Consider the following 22,421-nt stretch of genomic DNA (forward strand, 5'->3'; position numbering starts at 1 on the left):
AGGCGCGGTTGCTGATTTTTAACCTTACACAAGGTGTCTCCTACTGTTGAGTGTGGCATGTTCTTCATGCAGCCTCGGAGAAGCGCAAACCTGCAATACCTGTGATCGCTAATACAAGGAAGAAGACGCGAGTCCAACTGAGTTGCTCGTTAAAGAACACGAGTCCGATCAGAACTAGACCGATGGTGCCTACGCCTGTCCAAATGGCATAGGCAGTTCCGACCGGTAATGAACGAAGAGCAAGTGCAAGCAAAAAGATGCTGCTCAACGCGGCCATCACGGCAACGATGCTAGGCCCAGGTCTTGACCAACCCTCATTTAACTTCAGGAAAAGCCCCATCAAAATTTCCAACGCCGCAGCAAGGAATAGATATGTCCATGCCATGGTTCAGCCTTTCGGAAGATCAAGTTGGTTCTGATCGAAAGGAGAGCCCTCTTGCTTGGACACCAAGAGTCCTTGCTGCACGGCAGGCTTTGACTCGATCAAATCCAGCCAACGGCGAACATGCGAGAACGGCGAAATGTCCAAACTCAATTCGCTCCAGGTGCGCAACCATGCGAATGCCGCGATGTCCGCAATGCTGTAGCTTGGCAAAGCGATGAAAGCGGACTCGCTTAGTCGAGCATCCACGACCTGATACAAACGCAATGCCTCTTTCCGGTACCGCTGAATGGCCTCAGGATTTTCAGTCTTTGATCCGTGGAGAAACCACCATAATTGACCAAGCATCGGGCCAATGCCTCCAATTTGAAAATGCAACCACTGCTGGACGGCCACTTGTTCGACGTCCGTCGGTGGCAATAGGCATCCAGTCTTTGCCGATAGATAGGAAAGAATGGCTCCCGATTCGAAGACCGTCACACCGGACTCTTTATCAAAAATGGCCGGAATCTTGCCGTTGGGGTTGATCCTCCGGTAGCTCGGCTGGTGCTGATCGCCCCGCGATAGATCGAGATTCACTTGGTCATAGTCGAGCCCCGCCTCATTCAAGAAGATAGCGATCTTCTGTCCATTTGGCGTGTTCGCGGTATAGAACGTGAGGGAGTTGGTGTGATTCATGGTTGCCTCTTATTTGTCCATAGAATTGCAATTGCAATCATTGCAATTGCAATTCTATGGACAAATAAAAATTTCTGCAACCTGTTAGGTAAGAGGCTTGCCATTAATGGGCACTGTATGCATGAACTTACGCAACGGCGCTGTCCCTAGATGCACGAACGGTCTCGAAAGTCCGATCAAGACCCTCGGCCAAGGCCTGCTGTTCGCTGGCGCTGAACTGATTGAGGAACAGTTCGGTGATGGTGGATTGGTACACCTTCCACATCTTCTTGCGTAGTACGCGTCCTTCTCTTGTGATGGACGCGTAGGCCGCACGGCCGTCCGTGGCCGAACGACTGCGTGTCACCAAGCCTTCTTGCTCCAGGCGGTCCACCAGTCTCGTCAGGTTGTAGCGCTCAATGACCAGCGTGTCGGCGAGCTCGTGCATGCGCCGCGTTCCTCCCGGCCCGCTCTCCAAGCCCCAGAGCGTGTCATACCACGCGTAGCTGGGCAGATTGGCATCCGCCAAACGGCGCTCAACCTCCCGGATCATCATTCGATGTGCGCGCACAAATGAGTACCAAAGGTCAGGTTTTGCCGCTGTCATAACCAAGCTTCTCTCATATTATTTCGGTTGCAAATGCAATTCTATCTCACCGAAATTTCCGTCTAACGTATCCCCGACAACTGCCGCACAATATCCCGCAACGCAGGCCCCACCCGTTCACGTAACACCGCCGCAGGCAACAGTGACGCCGGCCCTCCGCAACTCATCACGAATACACCTTCGCCCGTGACAGCCTGGAACGGCACCGCCACGGCATTAATACCCGTCTTCCAGGCTTCCAACGAGAAACAACATCCGGTAGCCGCCAGATCCGAGCAAGCTTGCTGCACGACATCCCCAGCTGGGGCCGCTCGTCCCAGACGCTGTAGCAACGCGTCGCGCGACACATCGGGCAAGGCCGCGACGTGAGCCAGTCCCATCGCGCTATCCAGGCTGGCCCGATATCCCACGGGCAGACGCAAATACAACTCGGACGAGCCGTGAATGGCTTCCACATAGACCATCGCATCGCCATCGAACGTGCCCAACGCTACTGCACCGCCTGTCTCACGTGCGAGTTGCACCATCGACGCTTTCGCCAACTCGCGTACTTCCAGTCCGACTAGTACGCCAAACCCCAGTGCCAATACACCATAGCCGGGGGAATACTTGCCGCTATCGGTGTGATAGCGCAAATAGCCCAACTCGGCCAAGGTGTAGGTGATGCGGCTGATGGTTGGCTTAGGCAACCCAGTCAGGCCCGCTAGGTCCTGATTGCCCAAGATCGTGGCCCCGGGCCCGAAACAGCGCAATACCCCAAGCCCGCGCGCCAATGCTTCGATGAAATTGGGCCCCGACCTTCCCTGGCTGCTGCCTCGACGACGACGCGCAGGTCCGCTTCGTTCGGTAGTTTCTTCGCCGGGATCAGATGAATCGACTGGGGGTTGCATAGAGGCTGCTTCGCTTTTATAGTTAATTTCTAATAATGGAATTAAATTCCATTGTTCGGAATTTACAAGAAGTAGATAGCCTCGTCCACCACATCAAGGGGAAAAATATGTTCCAACGAGTCTCTACCTTTGCCGCCGCGCTAGCACTGTCGGCATGCGCGGGACTGGCCCATGCCGCCTATCCAGAACAACCCATCACCATCGTTTCGCCCTTTCCCGCGGGTGGTGCTACCGATGCGCTGACTCGCATTCTGGCCAGTCGCATGAGCACGGCGCTGGATCAGAAAATCATCGTCGAGAACAAGGCAGGTGCCGGCACCACCATCGGAGCCTCTTATGTCGCGCGGGCTAAACCCGATGGCTACACATTGCTGATGGCTACCAACTCAACTTTGGTCACCAACCGCTATCTGTATAAATCACTACCGTACGATCCAGATGCCTATGCCCCCATCGGCATGGTTGGGATTGGCCCAATGATTCTGCTAACCAACAACAAAAACGGCTTCACCAAAATCACCGACATCGTGGCAAGTGCCAAGCAGCGTCCTGAGCCACTAACATTCGCTTCCTTCGGGCCGGGTACCTCATCGCACTTGGCCGGCGAATTATTTAAACAAGAAGCGGGAATTAATCTGCTGCATGTGCCGTTCAAGGGCGCGACGCAGGCCTTGCCGACCCTGATCAACGGCGACGTCGATCTGTTCTTCGATATGGTGGCGACTGGCATGCCTCAGGTCACGGCCGGCAAGCTTAACGTGCTCGGTATTACGAGCAAGAGCCGTTTACCCACTCTGCCTGATGTACCGACGCTGGCGGAACAAGGTTATCCGTCATTCAACCTCAGTGCTTGGTTTAGCTTTGTCGCCCCACCCGGCACGCCATCCGATGTGCTGGCCACGTTGCAACAAGCCTTGACCACCACACTGCAAGATCCAGCCGTGCGTGACAGAATGCTGACCATGGGCATCGAGCCGCGGTCAGGATCCGCACGCGAGCTCACCGAACAGATTCGTAATGAGCAGCCTATTGTAGAAAAGCTCGTCAGTCAGGCGAAGCTGCCACGGCAGTGAATGTACTTGCGCCACGTTGAGCGATACGCTTGCCCCTAGTTCCAGGGAAGCCCGATTCGTATGGTTTGAGGGAGCCCCCGGGAGTTACCGCTGGAGCTTTTTTGGGGTATCGATTAAAACGGAGGGATCCCATTGGAGAAGCCGCGCATGAACCGTTCACTATCCCCCCAATCGCCCGAAACTCACGCTGATGCCGCTTGGCTCGCCCGTGTCCATCTTGCGGCAGCGAATCGACTCGCCGTCTACGACGAGTTGGAAGAAGGCATCGACAACCATTTCACCATGATGGTGCCCGGCTATGAAGACCGCTACCTGGTGCTGCCGTTCGGCCGCCATTGGTCAGAGGCCCGCGCCAGCGACCTCATTGTCTTCGACGAGCGCGGACAGGTGCTGGAAGGCCAAGGAGACTTGGAGCTGAGTGCATTCTGTATCCACGCGCCGCTGCACCGGATCACCGGCGCCAAGGTCATATTGCACACCCACCAGACCTGGGCACTGGCGCTGAACATGCTGGAGGACAACCGGCTATTACCCTGCAGTCAGACGGCAGCCTTTATCACCAAGCATATCGCCTATGACGATGGGTATACGGGTCTGGCCTCGGCACTGAGCGAGGGAGAGCGCCTTGCCACCCAGCTTGGAGACAAGCAGGTGCTTTTTATGAAGAACCATGGGGTGCTGGCGGTAGGCGATACCGTGGCGCAGGCGTACCGTCGCTTGTATCGGCTCGAGAAGGTGTGTCGCGCCCAGGTCCTGGCGATGTCGGCCGGTAAACCGCTTTCGCTGCTGCCAGACGCGCTCGTGGACAAGGTGGACACCCCCAACCCCGAAGACAGCCATTCCCGCGAGGAGCGTGAGAGGCTCTATTTCGAAGCGATGATGAGGGTGTTGGACCGAGTGATGCCTGGCTACGCGGATTGAGATTTCCGCTCTACGGTTTGGGTGGTCATGTCGTGCATTTGGCCGAGATTCATGATGACATGACCTCAGTTTTCATCACTTTTAGAATAGTGATGAAAACTGACGCTTGAGTGTTTCTCTCAATCCCCTGCGCACTTAGACCGCGGTGTAAGGCTCGTAGTCGATATAGCCCTTCGCATCGCCACCATAGAATGTGCTGCGATCGGGATCCGTCAACGGCCAGCGATTGCGCAGTCGTGCGACCAGATCTGGATTACTGATAAAGCTCGAGCCAAATGCCGCCAGATCGATGACGCCTTTCTCGATCATTTGTTCTGCGCGATCACGTGTCATCCCGCCGGCCAGAATGAGGGCAGTCTTGGGCAGGTGGCTTTTAATGGTCCGCAAAAGCGCATCGAACTTCGACAACGCTGCACCTTCGATCGTGGCGTCGCCGACGGCAAATCCGGATTGATCCATCACATGGACATACGTCAGCCCGCGCTTTCCGAGTTCGATGGCTAGCTGGGTATAAGTGTCATCGATCTCTGGGTGCAACGGCATATCAAAGAGTTGTCCGTATGGGGAAATGCGGATGCCGACTTTGCGGGCGCCAATCCTTGCGATCACCGCATCCACAACTTCCAGTGTGAACCTCAATCGATCCGCCATGGTTTTGGCCGAGTACTGGTCCGTGCGATCGTTCACCAGAGGATTCATGAACTGTTCGAACAGGTATCCATTCGCGCCATGAATTTCAACGCCATCAAAGCCGGCTTGCACGGCATTGTCGGCGGCCTGTGCGAACTGCTCGACGATGCGCGGGATCTCCTCCGTGCCGAGTTGGCGGGGGGCGGGTGATTCAACCAGATTGGGGACACCGTTTTCGTCGTAGCCAAATGCTTTCGCACCGAGGGGCTGCTTGGCGCTGGCACTGACCGGCAACTGACCGTTAGCCTGAATAGAAGGATGCGATACGCGGCCGACGTGCCAGATCTGCGCAAAGATGCGGCCCCCGACGGCATGGACGGAATTTGTGGTGAGCCGCCAGCCCGCGATCTGCTCGGGCGTAAAGATGCCGGGGTTAAACAGATAGCCTTGACCTTCGCGTGAAATCGGCGTGCCTTCGCTGACGATCAAGCCCGCTGTGGCGCGCTGCGCGTAGTACAGCGCGACGCGCTCGTCTGCAATATCCCGTGGTGCGCGTGCGCGGGTTAACGGCGCCATCACGATGCGGTTCCGGAGTGTCAGGCCGGATAAATTGAAGTTTTCAAATAGCGTGTTCATTACTGGAGTTCCTTCGGATCATGGGCAGACTTTGTTCTGTCTGCCATCGATGCTGATGCGAAGAATCTTAAATTGAGATACGCTAGAACAACAATTATAGAAATAAGCAAATCATAATTGCGATAATCACATCAATCCAGATAATCTCTGGGCCAACCGGTGAAATCGGTACCGCACACCATGCAGTTAATCGCACTTCGATATTTTGTGATGGTCGCCGCGACCGGCAGTTTTGTCGGTACAGCGCGGCATTTCCAAGTGCAGCCATCATCGGTGTCGCGCTTCGTTTCCGCGCTGGAACGCGAGGTCGGCCAGCAATTGTTTTATCGGAACACGCGTTCGGTGCGACTGACCGAGGCCGGTGAGCGCTATTACTTGCAGGTACGCGAAGTCCTCGACGCCTTGGACATCGCCACCGAGCAAGCCGCGGGGAAAGAGACAGACGTGCGAGGATTGGTTCGCCTGAATGTGCCTGTGGCGCTGGGCAGGTTGCATATTGCGGAGATAGTCAACAGGTTGCAGGCGGCACATCCTGACCTGTCTGTCGAACTCACGTTGACCGATGCGTATATCGACCCGATCCAAGAAGGCGCCGACATTACCCTACGTATAGGCAGACTGGCCGATTCGGGCTTGATCGCGCGGAGAATTGGTGAACAGAAGTATGTGCTGTGCGCGGGTTCGTCATACATCAAAAAATTTGGCAAACCGAGGACGCCCGAAGATCTGCGAGATCACAGTTGTCTATCCTACAAAGGATTGTTGGGTACGCAGCGCTGGAGTTTTCGACAACGTGACACTGACGCGACGCATCCCGTACAGGTTGATGGACCGCTGAAAAGCAACGATGCTGAAGTACTGGTCGCGGCGGCGTTGGCGGGTAGGGGGATCGTGCTGTTTCCGACATGGATGTTCGACAAGACCTGCTTTCATAGCAAGAAACTGGTCAAACTAATGCCTGACTGGATCCCTTCGCAGGATCCGACCCCCATCGATATTTCGCTCATTTCACCGGAAAACCGATTGCGCTCGCATAAAGTCCGAGTCGTGCTGGATTTCTTGCTCGATGCAATCGGGAGTCCGCCGTATTGGGATGACATCTAGTTGGCGGACCGAAACGACGGGGTTAATGGAACATTGACGCGGTACGTTCGACAAATGCCGCGACTTGCAAAGTACGTAAATCATCCCCGTAGGCACCAATGACCTGGACACCCATCGGTAACCCCCGTGGACCTCTGGCCATGGGCACGGACACACAAGGCACGTGCATCAGACTCCATAGCGCGCCGAACTGCGCAGACCCTGAGTCGGCGATGCCTTCGTCGGCCTCACCCTGAGCAGGCGGATACAGCAGCGCATCTATATGGTCGAACAGCTCGCCCATTTCGTGTCGAGCCGTCAGCGCACGTTGGCGCATGGACAGGTATTGCTTACTATCAATGTTTTCGCCGCCCGCCAGGCGAGCTTTCAGACGTTCACTAAACTGCGCAGCGTGATGTCGTCGCTCGTCGGCTAAAGACTGGCGGGCCTCAAACGCAAACAATTGTCCTTGCAACTCAATCAGCGATTCCATTTCTGCGGAAAGACGGATGCGTTTTAACGATGCTCCCGCACGCTCGGCCGCTGCCGCCAGATCTTCGATGGCTTGCGCCATCTCGGGCCGCACCGCATCCCACTGCGATGAATAACAGACGGCCAATCGAGGGCGCTCGATGACCTCGACGCGAACTCGATCACCGTGCACGCCAAAACCACACCATGCCGCGTCCTCTACCGAGCGGGTCAGAATGGAAATAGTGTCCTGAGAGGGGCTCAACGGCTTGAGGCCCGCGACGTTCACAAAACCATAGGTGGGTTTGTAGCCGACAATGCCGCAATACGACGCGGGTCTTACCGTGGAGGCGGTGGTTTGCGTACCAAAGGCGACTGGCGCCATGAAGTCCGCGACAGCCGCGGCCGACCCACTGGATGATCCCCCTGGGGTATGCGCTAAATTGAGTGGGTTGCGGGTCTGGCTCGGCGTCTGTGTCGCGAACTCGCTCGTCGCGACTTTGCCCAGGATAAGCCCTCCATATTCTTTGACACGCGCGACGCAAGCCGCATCTGCCTGAGGCCGATGCCCGGTATAAATGGGAGAGCCGTACGCGGTGACCAGATGCCGGGTATCCAGTACGTCCTTTACGGCAAAGGGGATGCCGCGTAACGGCCCGACAGGGTTGTGATCCGCAGCTCGCGCCTGCTCCAGCGCCCATTCGGCGTCCACTGCCGTGAAGGCCTGGACTTGCGCGTTACGCTCTTCGATACGTTCCAGGCATGCCCTCGTGAGCGCTTCGCTCGTGAGACGGCCTTCTTCCATGGCATGCAGTGCTTGCCACACCGATAGCTGGTTCGGAGATTTCATTATTGTGTTGTCGTGATTTATTGAGGGCTGATGCCGGCTTCACGGATGATCTCCGCCCAACGGTCATGCTCGTTTTGCACAAAGGCCGAGAAATCTTCGGGGCTATTGCCGATTGGCTCGGCGCCTTGAGCCAGCAACAACTCTTTTACCTTGGGGTCATGGAGGATCTGCACGACCTCGTGGTTAAGCCGCTCAACGATGGGCTGCGGCACCCCAGTGGGAACGAAAAGCCCGAACCAGCCGATGACGTTATAGCCGGGAACGCCCGCCTCGGCGATCGTGGGCACATCGGGCAACAACGGTGTACGGGTACTCGACGTTACACCGAGCGCATGGAGCTTGCCGGCCCGGATATGGGGCAAACATAGCGGCAAGTTGCAAAACATGGCGTTGACACGACCCGCCATCACATCGGTGACTGGCGCGCTGCCGCCTTTGTAAGGGATGTGCAGAAAGTCGGGAATCTGGGCCATGCTTTTGAACAGTTCACCCGACAGGTGCATGCTGCCGCCGGCGCCACTGGACGCGAAACTGTACTGTCCGGTTTTCGCCGCCTGGATGAATGCTTTGACATCGCGCGCGGGCACGTCGGGACCCACCACCAGGACGTTTGGCATGGACGCGACATTCGTGATGGGCGTAAAGTCCTTAAGCGCATTGAACTTCAAATTTTTATGCAGGCTGGGATTGATCGCGTTGGTACTGGCTGCGCCCATCATCAAGGTGTAGCCGTCCGGTGCCGCTGCCGCCGCGTAGGCGGCACCGATATTGCCGTCGGCGCCCGCCTTGTTCTCCACGATGACGGACTGTCCCAACGCGTCGCCAAGGCGTTGCGATACGATGCGCGCGAGGATATCCGTCACGCTGCCTGCCGCGAAAGGAACCACCATGGTGATGGGCTTGCTGGGATAGCTATCGGGCGCGGTGGTTTGTGCACGCGCGGGTGTAGCAGCAATGGCCAAAGCGAGAGTGGCCGACGTCACGAAAATGCGACGGGAGGCACAGAAAGAGTAGGTCATGGTCGTGCAACAGTGAGAGTTGGGGAAAGCATGCATTAGCCTACGTGCATGTCACTTATACGTCTAATATAAAATTGATCAGAATTGAGACGTATATCGACATAATCATGTTATCTCGCAATCTCCTGGCGTTTGTCGCGGTGGCCGAGGAACTCCATTTCGGCAGGGCTGCACAGAGGCTACACATCAGCCAGCCACCCCTCAGTCAGCAAATCCGGCAGTTCGAAGAGGACGTGGGTGCGACACTGTTCGTGCGTACCACACGCTCTGTCCACCTCACGCCCGCAGGACGCTTGCTGCTAGAGCGGGCCCACCTGCTGCTGGCCGACACCGAAGCTGCCCTGCACGCGGTGAGGCGTTGTGCTGTCGGCGACGAAGGATTGCTGAGCTTGGGATTTAGCCACAGCACGGTCTATCGCGTTTTACCCAAAGCACTGCAGCTTTTCAGGCAAGGCTTTCCAAAGGTGGGGCTCGAACTGCGGCAGCTGACCTCCGACTTGTTGGCGGAAGATGTGCGCAGTGGCCGTCTGGACGTTGCCATACTCCGGTTGTCCGCTTCAATGGAAAGCGCGGATCTGACGTCACGAGTGATTGCCCATGAGTCCATGGTGCTGGTGCTGCCGCTGGGGCATCCGCTGGCCGCGCACACCCGCGTGCCGATTCATCTTCTGCAGGGCCTGCCCTGGGTAGGATATGCGCCCCAGGGTGCTCGCTATTTCCATGAACTGGAGGAAAAAGTTCTTGGCTCGGCAAACGTGCAGCCCGATGTGCAACATGTCAGTTTGCTGCCTACCCTATTGGCATTAGTGGAGGCGGGCATGGGGGCCGCGTTGGCACCCATCTCAGCGATGCGCGATATGACGGGTCGACTGGAATGGAGAGAACTGGCGTTGCCGGCAGGCTGTGTAGCGCCGACGNCGGCGCTGTCCTGTGCATGGCGAACCGATAACCTTAATCCGGTGGTGCCGCGGTTTCTATCGGTACTGTTCGCAGGGGCGTCCGAGCACCCCGACTTGTTTGATACCTCAACATCGAAGGTCTAGCCGGTGGGCCGGGAGCCACGAGCAGGTGTCTGCGCACCGGATCATTGCGTTTCTTGTGCGGACTCGACTTGCGTATTGCGCGAGACTGCTTGGCGATCCTGCTTGCGCCAGCCCGCACGTAGTTCAGAGATTTGTCGTATGGCCGCCTGGGACATTTTCCACCAACCGAAGGGGCGCGGGTCCGCCAGCATGCTGAGTGCGCGCGCATAGTCCAACGTCAGGCCCGGTGTCCACGCCATCGTCAGGGCTCGCTTGCGGATCTGCGACGCTACCCAAAGTTCTGGGGTCAGCAAGAGGCGCAGTAACACGTTCCAACCGGCATTCGGCCCATGCAGGCGTCCCACCACACCGTCCAAGGCCGCTTCGAGTGCAGCGGACACCGAGCTGGAGCAATTGCGGTGCGTCAGGTTATACGTCGTGTTCTCGCGGTATTCGTTCCAGAATGCTTGCAGTTTTGCCGCATCGTAGTTGCGGATGCGTACCTGCACAGTCGATGGGCACCACGTTTTGGATTCAGTCGGGTAGTCCGGCTGGAATACCCCGGGGACGTTATTTTCGGCCGTGGCGCGTAAAAGCGTTCCGAATTGTTCGGGGGAACGATCGATTTCCGCAGCGGGATACAGGCTAACGTATATGCCCTCCGGGGCTTCTAGCGCGGCATGTCCGGTGGACACCACCCCGTTTATGTCAACCGCGGCGATGTAGCGGTCCACCAGGGGATAATTACGTGTTTCTTTTTTGGCCGAACCGGAGGGTGTCCAGACGTGGACGGTGAGCGCATGCTCCGACGCTTGAGGGGGACCGTCGAATACCGTCTGTCGTGTCGTGTCGGCACGCGTCGGCATGAAATCTGGATGCGCGTTAGTGGTGAGGCCCGGATTAGACTCAAGTCGCTGAGCGCGTCGAGCCAACGATAATAGCTTCAGCCCCGAAAATATCAGGAACAATCCAAGAAAATACGGAACAGTGCCGGCATAGTGCGTGGGATAGGGCTGGAAAAAGAAGATGGCCAAAAACACTTCGGCTACGCCAGAGGCGAAGACGTAGCGCCAGCGTTCATAACGTACAACATAAGAGGCAATGCACTGCATCAGTCCGTCGACCAGAAACAGCAGGCCGAAGATCATCGACAATACGAAGTGTCCATGATGATGGCCAGCCAGAATCAGGATTCCGGCGACCAGCATGAACCCTCCCTTCGCATAGCGCAGGACGCGCTGGCCGCCGACGCCAGACTGCGCGATGATCAGTGTCGCCACACCATCTATGACAAACAACACGGCAAAGAAATTGATTGGGAAATACAGTGCGTTATCCAACGCGTCGATGACCAGTACCACCCCAGCCAGCAGGAATATCGCGCCAATGACGACCAGTGCTCGAGCTCGGTGCTTCAGAGAATCAACGCCTAGCAACAAGAGAACGAGATTACCCATTTTTGTGCTGCTCCATTTGGATCATGACGGGATGTCGCATTGCTCTTCTCCTCTTCCGGAATGTGGCTTCGCAGCGCTTCATTACGAGGGCACATTACTTGAGTTGATACTGTATCTGTAGCATCAGCATAACGCACGCTCCGAAGATAGTGTCCCCCCCAGACAGCGCAGAATTGAATCGCGCGATGTTGGCGTCGATGCTTACTGTTGGCCTATCCTGTTGAAAAGCGAGTCGGAGCAGCTTTCTGAAACTATCTGTCGCGAGACTAACGGGATGCTGTGTGTCGTCGGTATACCGTCGGAGAGATTCCATATTTGGACTTGAACGCCGAGCTCAAATGAGCATGACTGGAGAACCCGCACTCCAAGGCCAAGTTGGTAATGGACTCTCTTGAGCGGCGAAGCAGTTTTTGTGCTCGGATAAGGCGACGGTCGACGACATACTGATAAGGCGTCGAGCCTGTTGCGCGACGGAATGCGGATGTGAAATGAAACTTGCTTAGCCGCGCCTCATTAGCCATCTGCTCAAGTCCTATGCCCGAGTGCAAATGATCTTCGACAAAATCGGCGAGTCGCCTAAGTGTCGAAAAATTCAAGGAGCCTGAATTTCGATCACGGGATGGTGGCGCGACCATAGACCGATAATAGTTAGCGATCTCGATGCCTAAAGCATGTCGGGAGAACGCAGCATCCTGGGGATCCACAGCCATAAGGCCATAGACGCAGTGAATAAGATTTTGATAATCCACATAGCGTTGACCGGCATCGCATCGAAGTAAATCGCCTTTAGCGCCACCGATATCGATGAAATCTTCCCACTCAATGTCGTCGAACGCTACGGACAACCAGTCCGTATCCACGTCAGTGGTGTGCGAATGCTCCACTGCGGGCGGGATGCACTCTAACGCTCCAGCAGGCCAAAGCGTCTGACTGAGTGGTTCACCGTTGAAAGATTCTGCGCCGAATCCGCATCCCATGCGAATCCTGATCGTGGGGGCTGTATACGTAATGGTGTGTCGAACGGTATGGGGTGCACCCGGAATCCAATCGACCTTCATAGAATCTCCCGCCAGTGAGTCACGCGCCGCGAACCGCAATATTTTGAAAGCGCGAATCTGGGTCCGTGTCGTAATCTTTGCCCGCATCCTTCGTTGCTAGACCAGTTAGAGATTACTTTATACCAAACCGTAACTATCACTTGACACGATCACAAGGCGCTTCGAACCTAAGCGGAGTCCTTTGGGCCCTTGCGGGGGTCGGATTATTCGCCTTCATCTATGTGTCCGGCAGGCTCAGCGGCACTGAAGCTTCTGCGCTTCAGATCATATGGCTGCGCTATGTCGGCGGGTTCGCGACAATGGTAGTGGCTTTGCTCGTACGACGCGACATTGTCGGCATCCTGTCAACGACACAGCCCTTTCTTCACGCATGCAGAGCTGCAGCCGGGGGATTCGGTGGTGTCGCGGCCGTATTCGTCGCGGGCAACATGCCCGTCGCCTCAGCTAGCGCGATAGGGCTATTAGATGGTCTGTTTACAGTGCTATTGGGATTGATTGTCCTTCGGGAATATGTGCCCCTGCGTCAATGGCTCGCGACGATAGCGAGCCTGGCAGGGGCGATGACGGTTGTCGGGGCACAGGGGGCGTTTTCGAACTGGGACGTGGAATACACCGGTCCGGCGCTCATTGCACTTGCAGGCGCAATGCTAATCGCGATTGAAAGCATCATGATCAAGACTCTGGTTAGGACCGAAGCCGCGCTTACCGTGCTGTTCTATGTCAACCTATTCGGGTCCATGATTCTTGCATGGCTCGGGATTTCCAGCTGGCAGACCATTCCGTTCCAATGGTTGTTCGCGTTCTTAATGCTCGGTCCCGTCGCCATATTGGCACAGTGCTGCAATATCAACGCGTTCCGACAAGCAAACGCCAGCGTAGTTGGGCCGATTCGATATGCTTGGATAATCTACGGGTCTGTCTTTGGAGCCTTGTTCTTCGATGAGTCAATTACCTTGCCCATGGGAATAGGCGTATGTCTTGTCCTCTTTGGTGGAGGATGCTTGGCGTTCCTTCGCAATCGGCCGAGGCTGTGAGAAAACGCGATTCGCTGACAGTTTTAAAGGTCGCTGCCCCTCTCCTTGCCGAGTCCAAGAAAATCGATCCTGCGGGGAACGGAGAGGTCGATATGGCGAAAGTCCATAACGAACGTGCGTTTTCACACAGCCTTGGCGATCATCAGCAGATGTGCTGGAGTACGCCATACAACCGGAAATGTGTGTCGTATTTCTGCTGTCCAACCAACACTTCTATTTGCTCTGATTGAACCATTCAATCGCGTCGGCTCCTGCTGGAACGCGGAATGCAGTCGTGCCGCCCTGCACAACATTCCAGACAGCTTCTGCGACATCAGTCGAGTGTGTGACTAAGCCGTCGTAATTTTGAAATCCGGAGAGCACTGAGTCCATGGCGGCAGCGTAATCTTCGGGAAAGGTCTGAGCGATTCTTGCATGCGCGTTGTTGGCAAAAGCAGTTTCCGGAGCCATACCTGGCAGAACGACACCAACCTGAATGTTGAAATCCTGCAGTTCTAGCGCCAAGGACGCCGTGAACGCGACTACCGCAGCCTTGCTGGCCGTGTAGACGGGAAGCAGGGGTAATGCTTTTAGCGTTACGGTCGAAGCGACATTGACGATAGTGCCAGCACGACGCGCCCGAAATTGGGCTAGAAATGCCTGAATCATGGACATCGTACCGAATGTATTCGTTTCGAACACTTCGCGTACCGCATCCATCGAAGTACTTTCGAATGGCCCTAGCATACCGACACCAGCGTTGTTCACCAAGACATCGATCTGCCCGGCTTCCTTGACTGCATGTCGGATGCTCTCTGCATCAGTTACGTCCAATTTTAAGACGCGCAAATGCTCTGATTTGGGCAGAACATCCTCGCGCGGCGTACGCATTGTGGCGATGACTTTCCAATTACGCTCTAAAAAGTATTTGGCGATTTCCAGTCCAAATCCGGAAGAGCAGCCAGTGATTAAAACGGTTTTCATGCGAATTCTCACAACGTCAGGGGAAACACGACAATAGTCCGTGCAATGCAAACCATCTACAATCAAAAGTCCTAATTTTGTTTGCAAGAGTCCGATGTGATTGATCCTCTAACGTCCGTTGTAACGTTCCTCCAGCCAAAGATGGCGTATTCGAAAATTGTGACCGGTGCAGGACGCTGGGGCCTGCGCGGCAAATTCGATGATGCGCCATTGTTTTGCTGCGTCATTATGGAAGGCAGGATGCGTTACACGGCTGATGGAACTCAACTGGTCGTTGAAGCCGGCGATTTTGTATTGATTCCGTCGATGTCGGAATTCTCGGTAACCAGTTACGAAGTCCCTTCCGACGATGAGTGGCAGTCGGAACCTACATTGCTAGAAAACGGGGAACACCGTAGCGGCTTGGTCGCGGCCGATGCAGACGTACGAACGCTAGTTGGATTTTGCCGTCTAGCATCACCAGACTCCGCTTTGCTTTTGACGCTGCTGCCGAAACTGGTACATATTAGGGGTGACTGTCGACTGTCTGCGCTGGTTCAGTTAGTCATCGATGAATCGCGCTCGCAGCGACCTGCGAAAGAAGTTGTCCTTGAGCGTCTGCTAGAGGTCCTATTGATAGAAGCCTTACGCTCTTCGAACAATGCGGTAACGTCGCAGGGATTGCTACGCGGACTTACCGATAGCCGATTAGCAAGCGCAATACGACTTATCCATGAAAGCCCAAACGAGCCCTGGACCGTTGAGCGTTTAGCGAAAGCATCGGCGCTATCTCGTTCTACATTTTTTAAGCGATTCAGCTCAGCCGTGGGTGCCACGCCAATGGACTACTTGCTGTCGTGGCGGATGGCACTGGCAAGAGATTATCTTCAGCGGGAAAAGACGATTGCCGAGGTCGCGGCGCTAGTCGGATATAGTTCGTCGAGCACTTTCACAGTAGCCTTCACTCGGTACGCCGGCATGCCGCCTGGCCAATATGTCAAAACTCAACAGAATGCACGCGCACGGGACGCTGCTTAGTTGACTGCTCCATGAGCGATAGCGACCTCAGTTTGCAGTCTTATTCGAACGGAAGAGACTCGCCGCTGTTGTCAGCCTGCTGCGCAAACGGTTGTCGGCTGGTGCGATCGCACCACAATCGCCTCCTGTTCAACTGCACCTCTTTTTTGAGATCGTTACTGTTTTCTACGACTAAAGACCGATGCGCATGTAATAGGTGGCTGCTATTGTCGCCCCTGAGCCAGTCAGCGGTTGCGCCACGGTGTTCCCATCTGTATGGCAATGCAGATGGGAGCTGTTCGTTCGTTGATGCTCTGCCGAGGCTGGCGCGGCTTCTTCCGTCAGCAAGCAATAGGAGATTGATATGAAAAAAAAGGAATCTTTCCCGCAGAAGGATGAAGCTAAGGGCCAGATCGTGCCGTTGAGCCTGGAAGAAATCAAGGCTGTCAGTGGCGGCGTGGGTTCAAAGAGATCGTTGGGTGCCTCGCTGTCATCGGCACGTAGCCGTTCTACGCTTGGTAGCGGGAAATCGGTTTTTTCTGCCTGATCCCCTAGGGCGGCTTGGTTTTCACCTATGCCGCAGCTTTTGCCACACCGGCGAAAAAGCTTGAGCCGTGGCGGCGCCGTTCGCCGCGGTTTTTTTCCTTTCCCGGGGCTTTCCATGCTTGCCTCAACTGTCTTCAGGTCTTGACGCCGTGTCGCTCTATCGCAAAGAGGCGCTTGCCGCGCAACGTTCCGTCGGATTGGGAAATATCGTCCTGATTCGACCGGTGTCGTTCGCGCTTGTCACGACAGTGTTGGCGGGTTTTGTGCTGGCTGTGTGTGTGTTCTTGGCGCTGGGCACTTACACCAAGCGCGCGACGGTCAATGGCCAATTAATGCCGGATACCGGGTTGCTCAAACTCTACGTCCCGCAAAGCGGGATCGTGCTGGAACGTTATGTACTCGAGGGCGAGCATGTTAACGCGGGCGATATGCTTTACGTGGTATCCGGGGATCAGCAGAGCACGCTGGGCGATACACAGGAAGCCATCAGTGCGCAGATCCGGCAGCGTCGGGACAGTCTGCGGCAGGTGCGCGACAAGACCGTGTTGTTGCAGCAAAGTGAGCACAACAACCAAGCGGTCGCCATCACCGGTCTGAAGGCACAGCTGACGGCCATCAGTAGCCAGGTTGAGGATCAACGCAGTCGTATCAAATTGGCTGAGGCCAGTGTTCAACGGTTTAGTAAATTGATGGGTGAGGGTTTTCTGTCATCTGCAAAGGTCGACGAGAAGCGCGCGGAGCTTTTGCAGCAGCGCAATGATCTGCAGGTGTTGCTACGGGATCGCATCGGCATCGAGATGGATCTGTCTAATCGGCAGACCTCGTTGGCCGACCTGGCGCTGCGCCAGCAGAATCAGTTGGCGCAACTGGATCGCGATCTCGCCGATGTCGTGGTCGAGCTGACACAAAGCGAAGCCAAGCGTCGCGTCGTGGTGACTGCGCCTCAGGCGGGTGTCGTGACCGCCGTGACCGCCGACGTGGGGCAGGCCGTGGACAGCCGGCGACCGCTGGCGACCATCGTGCCGGCCGATGCCAAGCTATTGGCTGAGTTGTTTGCCCCGAGCCGGGCGGTGGGCTTTGTGGCGCCTGGGGACCGCGTGTTGATTCGTTTTGCGGCATATCCCTATCAGACCTTCGGGCAGCAGGCGGGTGTGGTTCAGACGGTGACCCGCAGTGCCTTGCCACCAAGGGAATTAAACGATGCCGCGGCGGGCGACTCTGATCAAGAGGCGGTGTACCGGATCACCGTGTCGCTGGCCACACCGGCCCGGGGACTTCAAGGGCAGGCGTTGGCGCTGCGTCCCGGGATGCGGTTAGAGGCGGATTTGCTTCAGCAAACGCGCCGCTTGTATCAGTGGGCATTTGATCCCGCATACCGGCTTTCAGAGAAGCTTTGATCATGCTTGATCGCCTGATGTTGGGGGGCAAGCGGCGAGTGCCCCGGCTCTTGCAGACCGAAACGGCCGAATGTGGCTTGGCCTGCGTGGGCATGATCGCGGGGTTCTACGGTCACCACCAGACTCTGGCGGCCTTGCGCGGGCGTTTCCCGGTGTCGCTGAAAGGGGCAACGCTGGCGACGCTGATCCATGTGGCCAGCCAGCTGGGCCTGGCGTCACGGCCCGTCAAGGTCAGCCTGGATGCCTTGAACAATCTGAAGTTGCCTTGCATCCTGCATTGGGAGTTCAATCACTTCGTGGTGCTGACGTCGGTCAGCGCGCGTTCGGCTACCGTTATCGATCCGGCGTCCGGTACACGCAAATGCTCTATTAGTGAGCTGTCATCTTCGTTCACCGGCGTCGCGCTGGAACTGTGGCCGACGCCGGATTTCGTGGAGGTTCGCGAGAACAAGCCCGTGCGGCTGCGCGAACTGACGGGGCGCGTTTCGGGCCTGGGCGGGGCAGTCTCGCAAGTGTTGTTGCTGGCGTTGGCGCTAGAGATCCTGACCGTGGTTCAGCCGTTCTTTCTGCAGTGGGTCGTGGACCATGTGCTGAATACTGGCGACCGAGATCTCTTGACCACATTGGCACTGGCTTTCGGGCTGTTGATGGTGATGAAACAACTGACCTCGGTAGCGCGCGGCTGGATGCTGATGGTCATGGGGACGACGCTGAATCTGCAGTGGCGCGCCAATGTATTTACGCACCTGCTGCGTCTGCCCATCAGCTATTTTGAAAAACGACATCTGGGGGACGTAGTGTCGCGGTTCGGCGCGATCGATACGATTGAACGCACTGTCACGACGTCGTTCCTGGAGGCGATGCTGGACGGGTTGGTCATGTTGATCACGTTGGTGTTGATGTTCCTGTACAGCCCGTCGCTGACATGGATCGCGCTGGGCGCGATGGCGCTATACGGGTTGGCGCGTTGGGCCTGCTATACGTCGCTGCGGCATGCGACTGAGGAACACATCGTGCATGCCGCTAAAGAACAGTCGCATTTCCTGGAAACGGTGCGGGGCGTCAAGACGATCAAGCTGTTCCAGCATCAGGATGATCGACGCTCTCGGTGGCTGTCGCTCTTGGTGAACGAGATCAATGCGGATCTGCGTGTGCAGAAGTGGACGCTGTTTTTTCGCGTGTTTGATGGTTTGCTGTTCGGCCTGTCCTCGATCGCTATTCTTTGGCTGGGAGCAAGGCTCGTACTGGACGGCCAGTTTACGGTGGGCGCACTGCTGGCCTTCATCGTCTACAACACCTTGTTTGGCCAACGCATCGCGGCCCTATTAGACAAGCTCGTGGAAGTGCAGATGCTGAGGCTACAGGGTGAACGTCTGGCCGATATCGTGCGCGAGCCACCGGAGCCCACAGGCGAGATGTCGACCACGGGCCGCCCTCCGACGCATTCACCAGTGATCGAGGTTCGCAACCTGCGTTTCCGATATAGTCCGCAGGAGCCCTATGTGCTGGATGGTGTCAGCTTCAAAATCGAGCCGGGCGAGTCTGTCGCGATCACGGGGCCCTCGGGAAGCGGCAAGACCACCTTGATCAGCATCCTGTTGGGTTTTCTGGCACCGACTGACGGCGAGGTTTTAGTCGACGGTGTCCCGGCAAGAGGCGCGGGGGCAGCGGCTTTGCGCCGGATTGCGGGTACCGTGCTGCAGGATGACGTGTTGTTTGCGGGATCTATCGCCGAGAACATCAGCTTCTTCGATCCACAATACGATCCCGAGCGCGCCAGTCGGTGTGCGGAGATTGCCGCAATTCACGACGACATTAGCGCCATGCCGATGGGCTACAACACGCTGGTCGGCGATATGGGCACGGTGCTTTCTGGCGGCCAGAAACAGCGCGTGCTGTTAGCGCGTTCGCTGTATAAGCAGCCGGCTATCCTGTTTCTGGACGAGGCGACGAGCCATCTGGATATTGCACGAGAACGGGTGGTTAACACGGCGATTGCCAAGCTTCACATGACGCGCGTGATCGTGGCCCATCGTCCCGACACGATCGCGGCGGCCGGGCGTGAAATCTCGTTGGTGGCGGGTAAGGTTGCCAGCGACAGCAGCCGGGTGACCGCATCTACACCGGCTTCCCGAACACTCCCCCACGCCGAGCCACTAATGTCGCCTGCGTACGATTGAGCACGCCCAAGGTTGCCAGGATAGCGGATACGTGTGTCTTGACGGTTTTTTCCGTCATGTTCAACTGCTCCGAGATTTCCTTGTTGCGCAACCCGTCGCACATCAGGCGCAAGACGTCGTTTTGGCGTGGCGTGAGTGCCGATAGCAACACGGCGTCATCTGATCCACCGGCGCGCGGCGTGGTCGCGGGTCCACTGCGATAGGGCTGAAGAGGTGCGTCGCTGACGGCGAGCAATGCGGCAGCCAGGTCTTGGCAACTCGCGGATTTGTTGAGAAAGCCCAGCGCACCCGCTTCCATCGCACGACGCTTGTCTTCGGGATCCTGTGAAGCAGACAGTACCAAGACACGCAGTTGTCCTCGACGTTGACGTAGGCGTTTGAGCAGATCGACCCCTGACATGTCGGGCAGGTAGAGATCCATGATGGCGTGCTGGATCGTTGTATGCTGGTCTAGCACGTCAAGCGCTTCTTGGCCACTGGCTGCGGGATGAAGTGTCAGATTCGGCATGACGCTGATCAGCGCCATGCCTAGCGCCTCGCGGAACATCGCATGATCGTCAATCAATAACGCGGCCGTCATTCGGTATCTCCGACGGGATTAGGGTGTGTGGCGCGTAGCATGTTTATCACATGATCGCGCAGGGCTTGAACCTGCACCGGTTTATGCAGTAGAAAGATGCCGCGGGCAGCGGCCTCAGCCAGTCGCGCGGGGTCGGTGTCACCGCTGATGAGTAGCGCGGGTAAGTCGGGATCGTTGTATTCCTCTCGCAGGCGTTCGATGACGTGGATGCCGGTCTCATGGTCGCGCAGTCGGTAATCGCTGACCATCAAGGATGGGGGCTCGGCGAGTGGCAACACGCGCTCGAACAGCGCATTACCGCTGGTGGCGGCAATGACTCGACAACCCCAGCTTTCAAATAGCATGGAGAGGCCCGCGAGGTTCTGTGCATCGTCGTCTACCAGCAGCGCCAGCTTTCCACGTAGACCGTCTTCGGAGGCAGGGGGCGCCGGTGGAGTGGGATCTGGCTCGGCGACGGACGCGTGGGGGACCACGAAATCCGCGACAGGAACGATCACCGTAAAGACGGCGCCGTGCCCCACTTTGGAGCGCAGTGAAAGTTCGTGCCCAAGCAGTCGGGCGGTTCGGCGCACGATGGCCAGGCCCAAGCCCAGGCCCTTGCTGCGGTCACGCTCGGGATTGTCGAGTTGATGGAATTCCCAGAAGACCCGGTCTTGCTCGTCTGCCGGGATGCCGGGGCCGTTGTCCCAGACTTCAATGCGCAATTGGTCCGCGACGCGGCGACAACCGATCAGGACGCGTCCGTTAGCCGTATGCGTGATGGCATTGCTGATGAAATTGCGCAGGATGCGCTCCAGCAGCATAGGATCTGACCGGATGCTGGTCCGACACGCTCGCACGCGTAGTTGTATGCCATTCTCGTTGGCCTGCGGTGCATATTCGGCCCGCAATTGATCCAACAGCGGTCTCAATGGGAACGTCTGAAAGCGAGGTTTGATGACACCCGCATCCAGCCTCGACAGGTTCAGTAGGGCGTCGAACAAAAGGCCCATTGCCGAAATCGCGCTAGCGATATTGTCGACGAGGTAGCGTCCGTGCTGGGACATACGTTCGTTCGTCAGCAGGCCCAGGAACAGGTTGACTGCGTGCACGGGCTGCCGCAGATCGTGGCTGGCGGCGGCCAGAAAGCGGGATTTTTCTAGGTCGCTGCGCTCAGCAGCGGTTTTCTCTTGGCGTACTTGATCCAGTAGCGCCAGGTTTTCATAACCTAATCGCAAGGCGTCGAGATGGGTGCGATTCATGCGATGAATAAACGCCAGGGTCGCGATCAAATACGCGAGGCCGCCCGTCACTAGCGTCAAGTGGATGGCGGACGGCTGCGCCGCCAACGCGATGAACATCGGTGCGAAAGCCGGTATTTCGAACGCGTACATGACCGGCAGCAACATATAGTTCGAGTAGATGGCGCCCGTACCCAGCCCGAACAGGATGACGATGAAAAAGAGCTGATATTCCAGTGGAACGAAGAACGTCCAGTAGGCGAAGGGCAGCCCCCACATCATGCCCGAACACAGATTGCCAATCAGCATACGGCGAACCCAGAGCCGGGACGCTAGCGGATCTGTGCGGTGGCGGTCGTACGCGAGCATGGCGACCAGTCGCAAGACGCCGATGACTAGTGTGAAGGTGATCCACAGAGCGATTTCTTGTCGGGGCAGCACCTCAAGTAGCGCGTATGCGGCAAAGCAGGCGCAGATGAGTGATCCCGCCAGGGCAAACGGAAAGCTTTGCCGCAGCGCGTCGACCTGCACCCGATGGATGCGCGCGGCGTACGATGAGCCTGACGACGGGACGGACGGAGAGGGCGTGTCGATGGTGGACAGCACTTGAGAGGAAGTTTCGTTCAGGGGGCCCGCCTGTGGAGGCGGGCGGTTCGAAACGCTTGCCGATTTTAGCTCGATTGTGACACCGGGATTTGCTGATCCCTATGGCGCTGTCTTCAGCCTGCCGTTCTTCAGCCTTTGCACCG

General features: G+C 56.9%; 21 protein-coding genes and 1 pseudogene. 10 read left to right on the forward strand and 12 right to left on the reverse strand.

From position 1 onward, the window contains the following. Positions 1 to 64: 64 nt before the first annotated feature. The 4 genes from ACNAZS_RS06700 to ACNAZS_RS06715 form a co-directional block, all read right to left on the reverse strand. Positions 65 to 385: a DMT family transporter gene (locus tag ACNAZS_RS06700; RefSeq protein ID WP_415787494.1), complete on the reverse strand. Its 321-nt coding sequence runs from the start codon at positions 383 to 385 to the stop codon at positions 65 to 67. Between the two features lie 3 nt (positions 386 to 388). Further along, entirely contained in the window at positions 389 to 1,060 is a 672-nt protein-coding gene (locus tag ACNAZS_RS06705; RefSeq protein WP_415787496.1) for a glutathione S-transferase family protein, read from the reverse strand. 127 nt (positions 1,061 to 1,187) lie between these two features. Further along, positions 1,188 to 1,646 (reverse strand): MarR family winged helix-turn-helix transcriptional regulator, encoded by a 459-nt coding sequence (locus ACNAZS_RS06710; RefSeq protein ID WP_415787498.1) that lies wholly within the window; start codon positions 1,644 to 1,646, stop codon positions 1,188 to 1,190. A 62-nt stretch (positions 1,647 to 1,708) separates the two neighbouring features. After that, positions 1,709 to 2,536, reverse strand: coding sequence for an IclR family transcriptional regulator (locus ACNAZS_RS06715; protein WP_415787500.1), 828 nt, complete (start codon positions 2,534 to 2,536; stop codon positions 1,709 to 1,711). Positions 2,537 to 2,643: 107 nt separating this feature from the next. On the opposite strand from ACNAZS_RS06715, the gene ACNAZS_RS06720 reads away from it, so the two are divergent. Both ACNAZS_RS06720 and ACNAZS_RS06725 read left to right on the forward strand, forming a co-directional pair. Next, positions 2,644 to 3,609 carry a Bug family tripartite tricarboxylate transporter substrate binding protein gene (locus tag ACNAZS_RS06720; RefSeq protein ID WP_415788842.1) on the forward strand — a complete coding sequence of 322 codons (966 nt, stop codon included), beginning with the start codon at positions 2,644 to 2,646 and terminating at the stop codon, positions 3,607 to 3,609. A gap of 147 nt (positions 3,610 to 3,756) precedes the next feature. Continuing rightward, the gene (locus tag ACNAZS_RS06725) at positions 3,757 to 4,530 is read left to right on the forward strand and encodes a class II aldolase/adducin family protein (RefSeq protein ID WP_415787502.1); all 774 of its coding nucleotides are present in this window, start codon (positions 3,757 to 3,759) and stop codon (positions 4,528 to 4,530) included. Positions 4,531 to 4,665: 135 nt separating this feature from the next. Here the strand turns inward: ACNAZS_RS06725 and ACNAZS_RS06730 are convergent, their stop codons facing one another. After that, complete coding sequence (locus ACNAZS_RS06730) at positions 4,666 to 5,796, reverse strand: alkene reductase (protein WP_415787504.1); 1,131 nt, start codon at positions 5,794 to 5,796, stop codon at positions 4,666 to 4,668. 180 nt (positions 5,797 to 5,976) lie between these two features. Between ACNAZS_RS06730 and ACNAZS_RS06735 the strand changes: the two genes are divergently transcribed. After that, positions 5,977 to 6,900: a LysR family transcriptional regulator gene (locus tag ACNAZS_RS06735; RefSeq protein ID WP_415787506.1), complete on the forward strand. Its 924-nt coding sequence runs from the start codon at positions 5,977 to 5,979 to the stop codon at positions 6,898 to 6,900. A gap of 22 nt (positions 6,901 to 6,922) precedes the next feature. Here ACNAZS_RS06735 and ACNAZS_RS06740 read toward each other — a convergent pair whose 3' ends face one another. Further along, positions 6,923 to 8,200, reverse strand: coding sequence for an amidase (locus tag ACNAZS_RS06740; protein WP_415787508.1), 1,278 nt, complete (start codon positions 8,198 to 8,200; stop codon positions 6,923 to 6,925). A gap of 17 nt (positions 8,201 to 8,217) precedes the next feature. Next, positions 8,218 to 9,219, reverse strand: a complete 1,002-nt coding sequence (locus tag ACNAZS_RS06745; RefSeq protein WP_415787509.1) for a Bug family tripartite tricarboxylate transporter substrate binding protein — start codon at positions 9,217 to 9,219, stop codon at positions 8,218 to 8,220. A gap of 107 nt (positions 9,220 to 9,326) precedes the next feature. Here ACNAZS_RS06745 and ACNAZS_RS06750 point away from each other — a divergent pair. Further along, the coding region (locus ACNAZS_RS06750; RefSeq protein ID WP_415787511.1) for a LysR family transcriptional regulator at positions 9,327 to 10,136 on the forward strand (810 nt) is incomplete at its 3' end. A 1-nt stretch (position 10,137) separates the two neighbouring features. After that, positions 10,138 to 10,262, forward strand: a pseudogene (locus tag ACNAZS_RS06755) (hypothetical protein); the annotation flags it as partial. A 41-nt stretch (positions 10,263 to 10,303) separates the two neighbouring features. Here ACNAZS_RS06755 and ACNAZS_RS06760 read toward each other — a convergent pair. Beyond that, on the reverse strand, positions 10,304 to 11,698 hold the full coding sequence (locus tag ACNAZS_RS06760; RefSeq protein WP_415787513.1) for an HdeD family acid-resistance protein: 1,395 nt from the start codon (positions 11,696 to 11,698) through the stop codon (positions 10,304 to 10,306). Between the two features lie 266 nt (positions 11,699 to 11,964). Next, positions 11,965 to 12,756, reverse strand: coding sequence for a helix-turn-helix domain-containing protein (locus ACNAZS_RS06765; protein ID WP_415787515.1), 792 nt, complete (start codon positions 12,754 to 12,756; stop codon positions 11,965 to 11,967). 140 nt (positions 12,757 to 12,896) lie between these two features. Between ACNAZS_RS06765 and ACNAZS_RS06770 the strand changes: the two genes are divergently transcribed. Beyond that, complete coding sequence (locus ACNAZS_RS06770; RefSeq protein ID WP_415787517.1) at positions 12,897 to 13,790, forward strand: DMT family transporter; 894 nt, start codon at positions 12,897 to 12,899, stop codon at positions 13,788 to 13,790. Positions 13,791 to 14,003: 213 nt separating this feature from the next. Here the strand turns inward: ACNAZS_RS06770 and ACNAZS_RS06775 are convergent, their stop codons facing one another. Next, the gene (locus ACNAZS_RS06775; protein WP_415787519.1) at positions 14,004 to 14,753 is read right to left on the reverse strand and encodes an SDR family oxidoreductase; all 750 of its coding nucleotides are present in this window, start codon (positions 14,751 to 14,753) and stop codon (positions 14,004 to 14,006) included. 96 nt (positions 14,754 to 14,849) lie between these two features. Here ACNAZS_RS06775 and ACNAZS_RS06780 point away from each other — a divergent pair, with 96 nt between their 5' ends. The 4 genes from ACNAZS_RS06780 (at position 14,850) to ACNAZS_RS06795 (ending at position 19,872) form a co-directional block, all read left to right on the forward strand. After that, positions 14,850 to 15,770: a helix-turn-helix transcriptional regulator gene (locus tag ACNAZS_RS06780; protein WP_415787521.1), complete on the forward strand. Its 921-nt coding sequence runs from the start codon at positions 14,850 to 14,852 to the stop codon at positions 15,768 to 15,770. A gap of 343 nt (positions 15,771 to 16,113) precedes the next feature. Continuing rightward, positions 16,114 to 16,296 carry a hypothetical protein gene (locus ACNAZS_RS06785; protein ID WP_415787523.1) on the forward strand — a complete coding sequence of 61 codons (183 nt, stop codon included), beginning with the start codon at positions 16,114 to 16,116 and terminating at the stop codon, positions 16,294 to 16,296. A 118-nt stretch (positions 16,297 to 16,414) separates the two neighbouring features. After that, entirely contained in the window at positions 16,415 to 17,692 is a 1,278-nt protein-coding gene (locus tag ACNAZS_RS06790) for an HlyD family secretion protein (protein WP_415787525.1), read from the forward strand. Beyond that, positions 17,689 to 19,872, forward strand: coding sequence for a peptidase domain-containing ABC transporter (locus tag ACNAZS_RS06795; RefSeq protein WP_415787527.1), 2,184 nt, complete (start codon positions 17,689 to 17,691; stop codon positions 19,870 to 19,872). Before ACNAZS_RS06790 ends, ACNAZS_RS06795 begins: the two co-directional genes overlap by 4 nt. Here the strand turns inward: ACNAZS_RS06795 and ACNAZS_RS06800 are convergent. Beyond that, positions 19,811 to 20,452, reverse strand: a complete 642-nt coding sequence (locus tag ACNAZS_RS06800; RefSeq protein ID WP_415787529.1) for a response regulator — start codon at positions 20,450 to 20,452, stop codon at positions 19,811 to 19,813. The two genes, ACNAZS_RS06795 and ACNAZS_RS06800, sit on opposite strands and share 62 nt — an antisense overlap. Continuing rightward, complete coding sequence (locus ACNAZS_RS06805) at positions 20,449 to 22,278, reverse strand: ATP-binding response regulator (protein WP_415787531.1); 1,830 nt, start codon at positions 22,276 to 22,278, stop codon at positions 20,449 to 20,451. The genes ACNAZS_RS06800 and ACNAZS_RS06805 overlap by 4 nt, the downstream gene beginning before the upstream one ends. Positions 22,279 to 22,421: the final 143 nt, after the last annotated feature.

It is taken from the genome of Bordetella tumulicola (assembly GCF_965138755.1).
GTDB lineage: Bacteria > Pseudomonadota > Gammaproteobacteria > Burkholderiales > Burkholderiaceae_B > Bordetella_A > Bordetella_A tumulicola.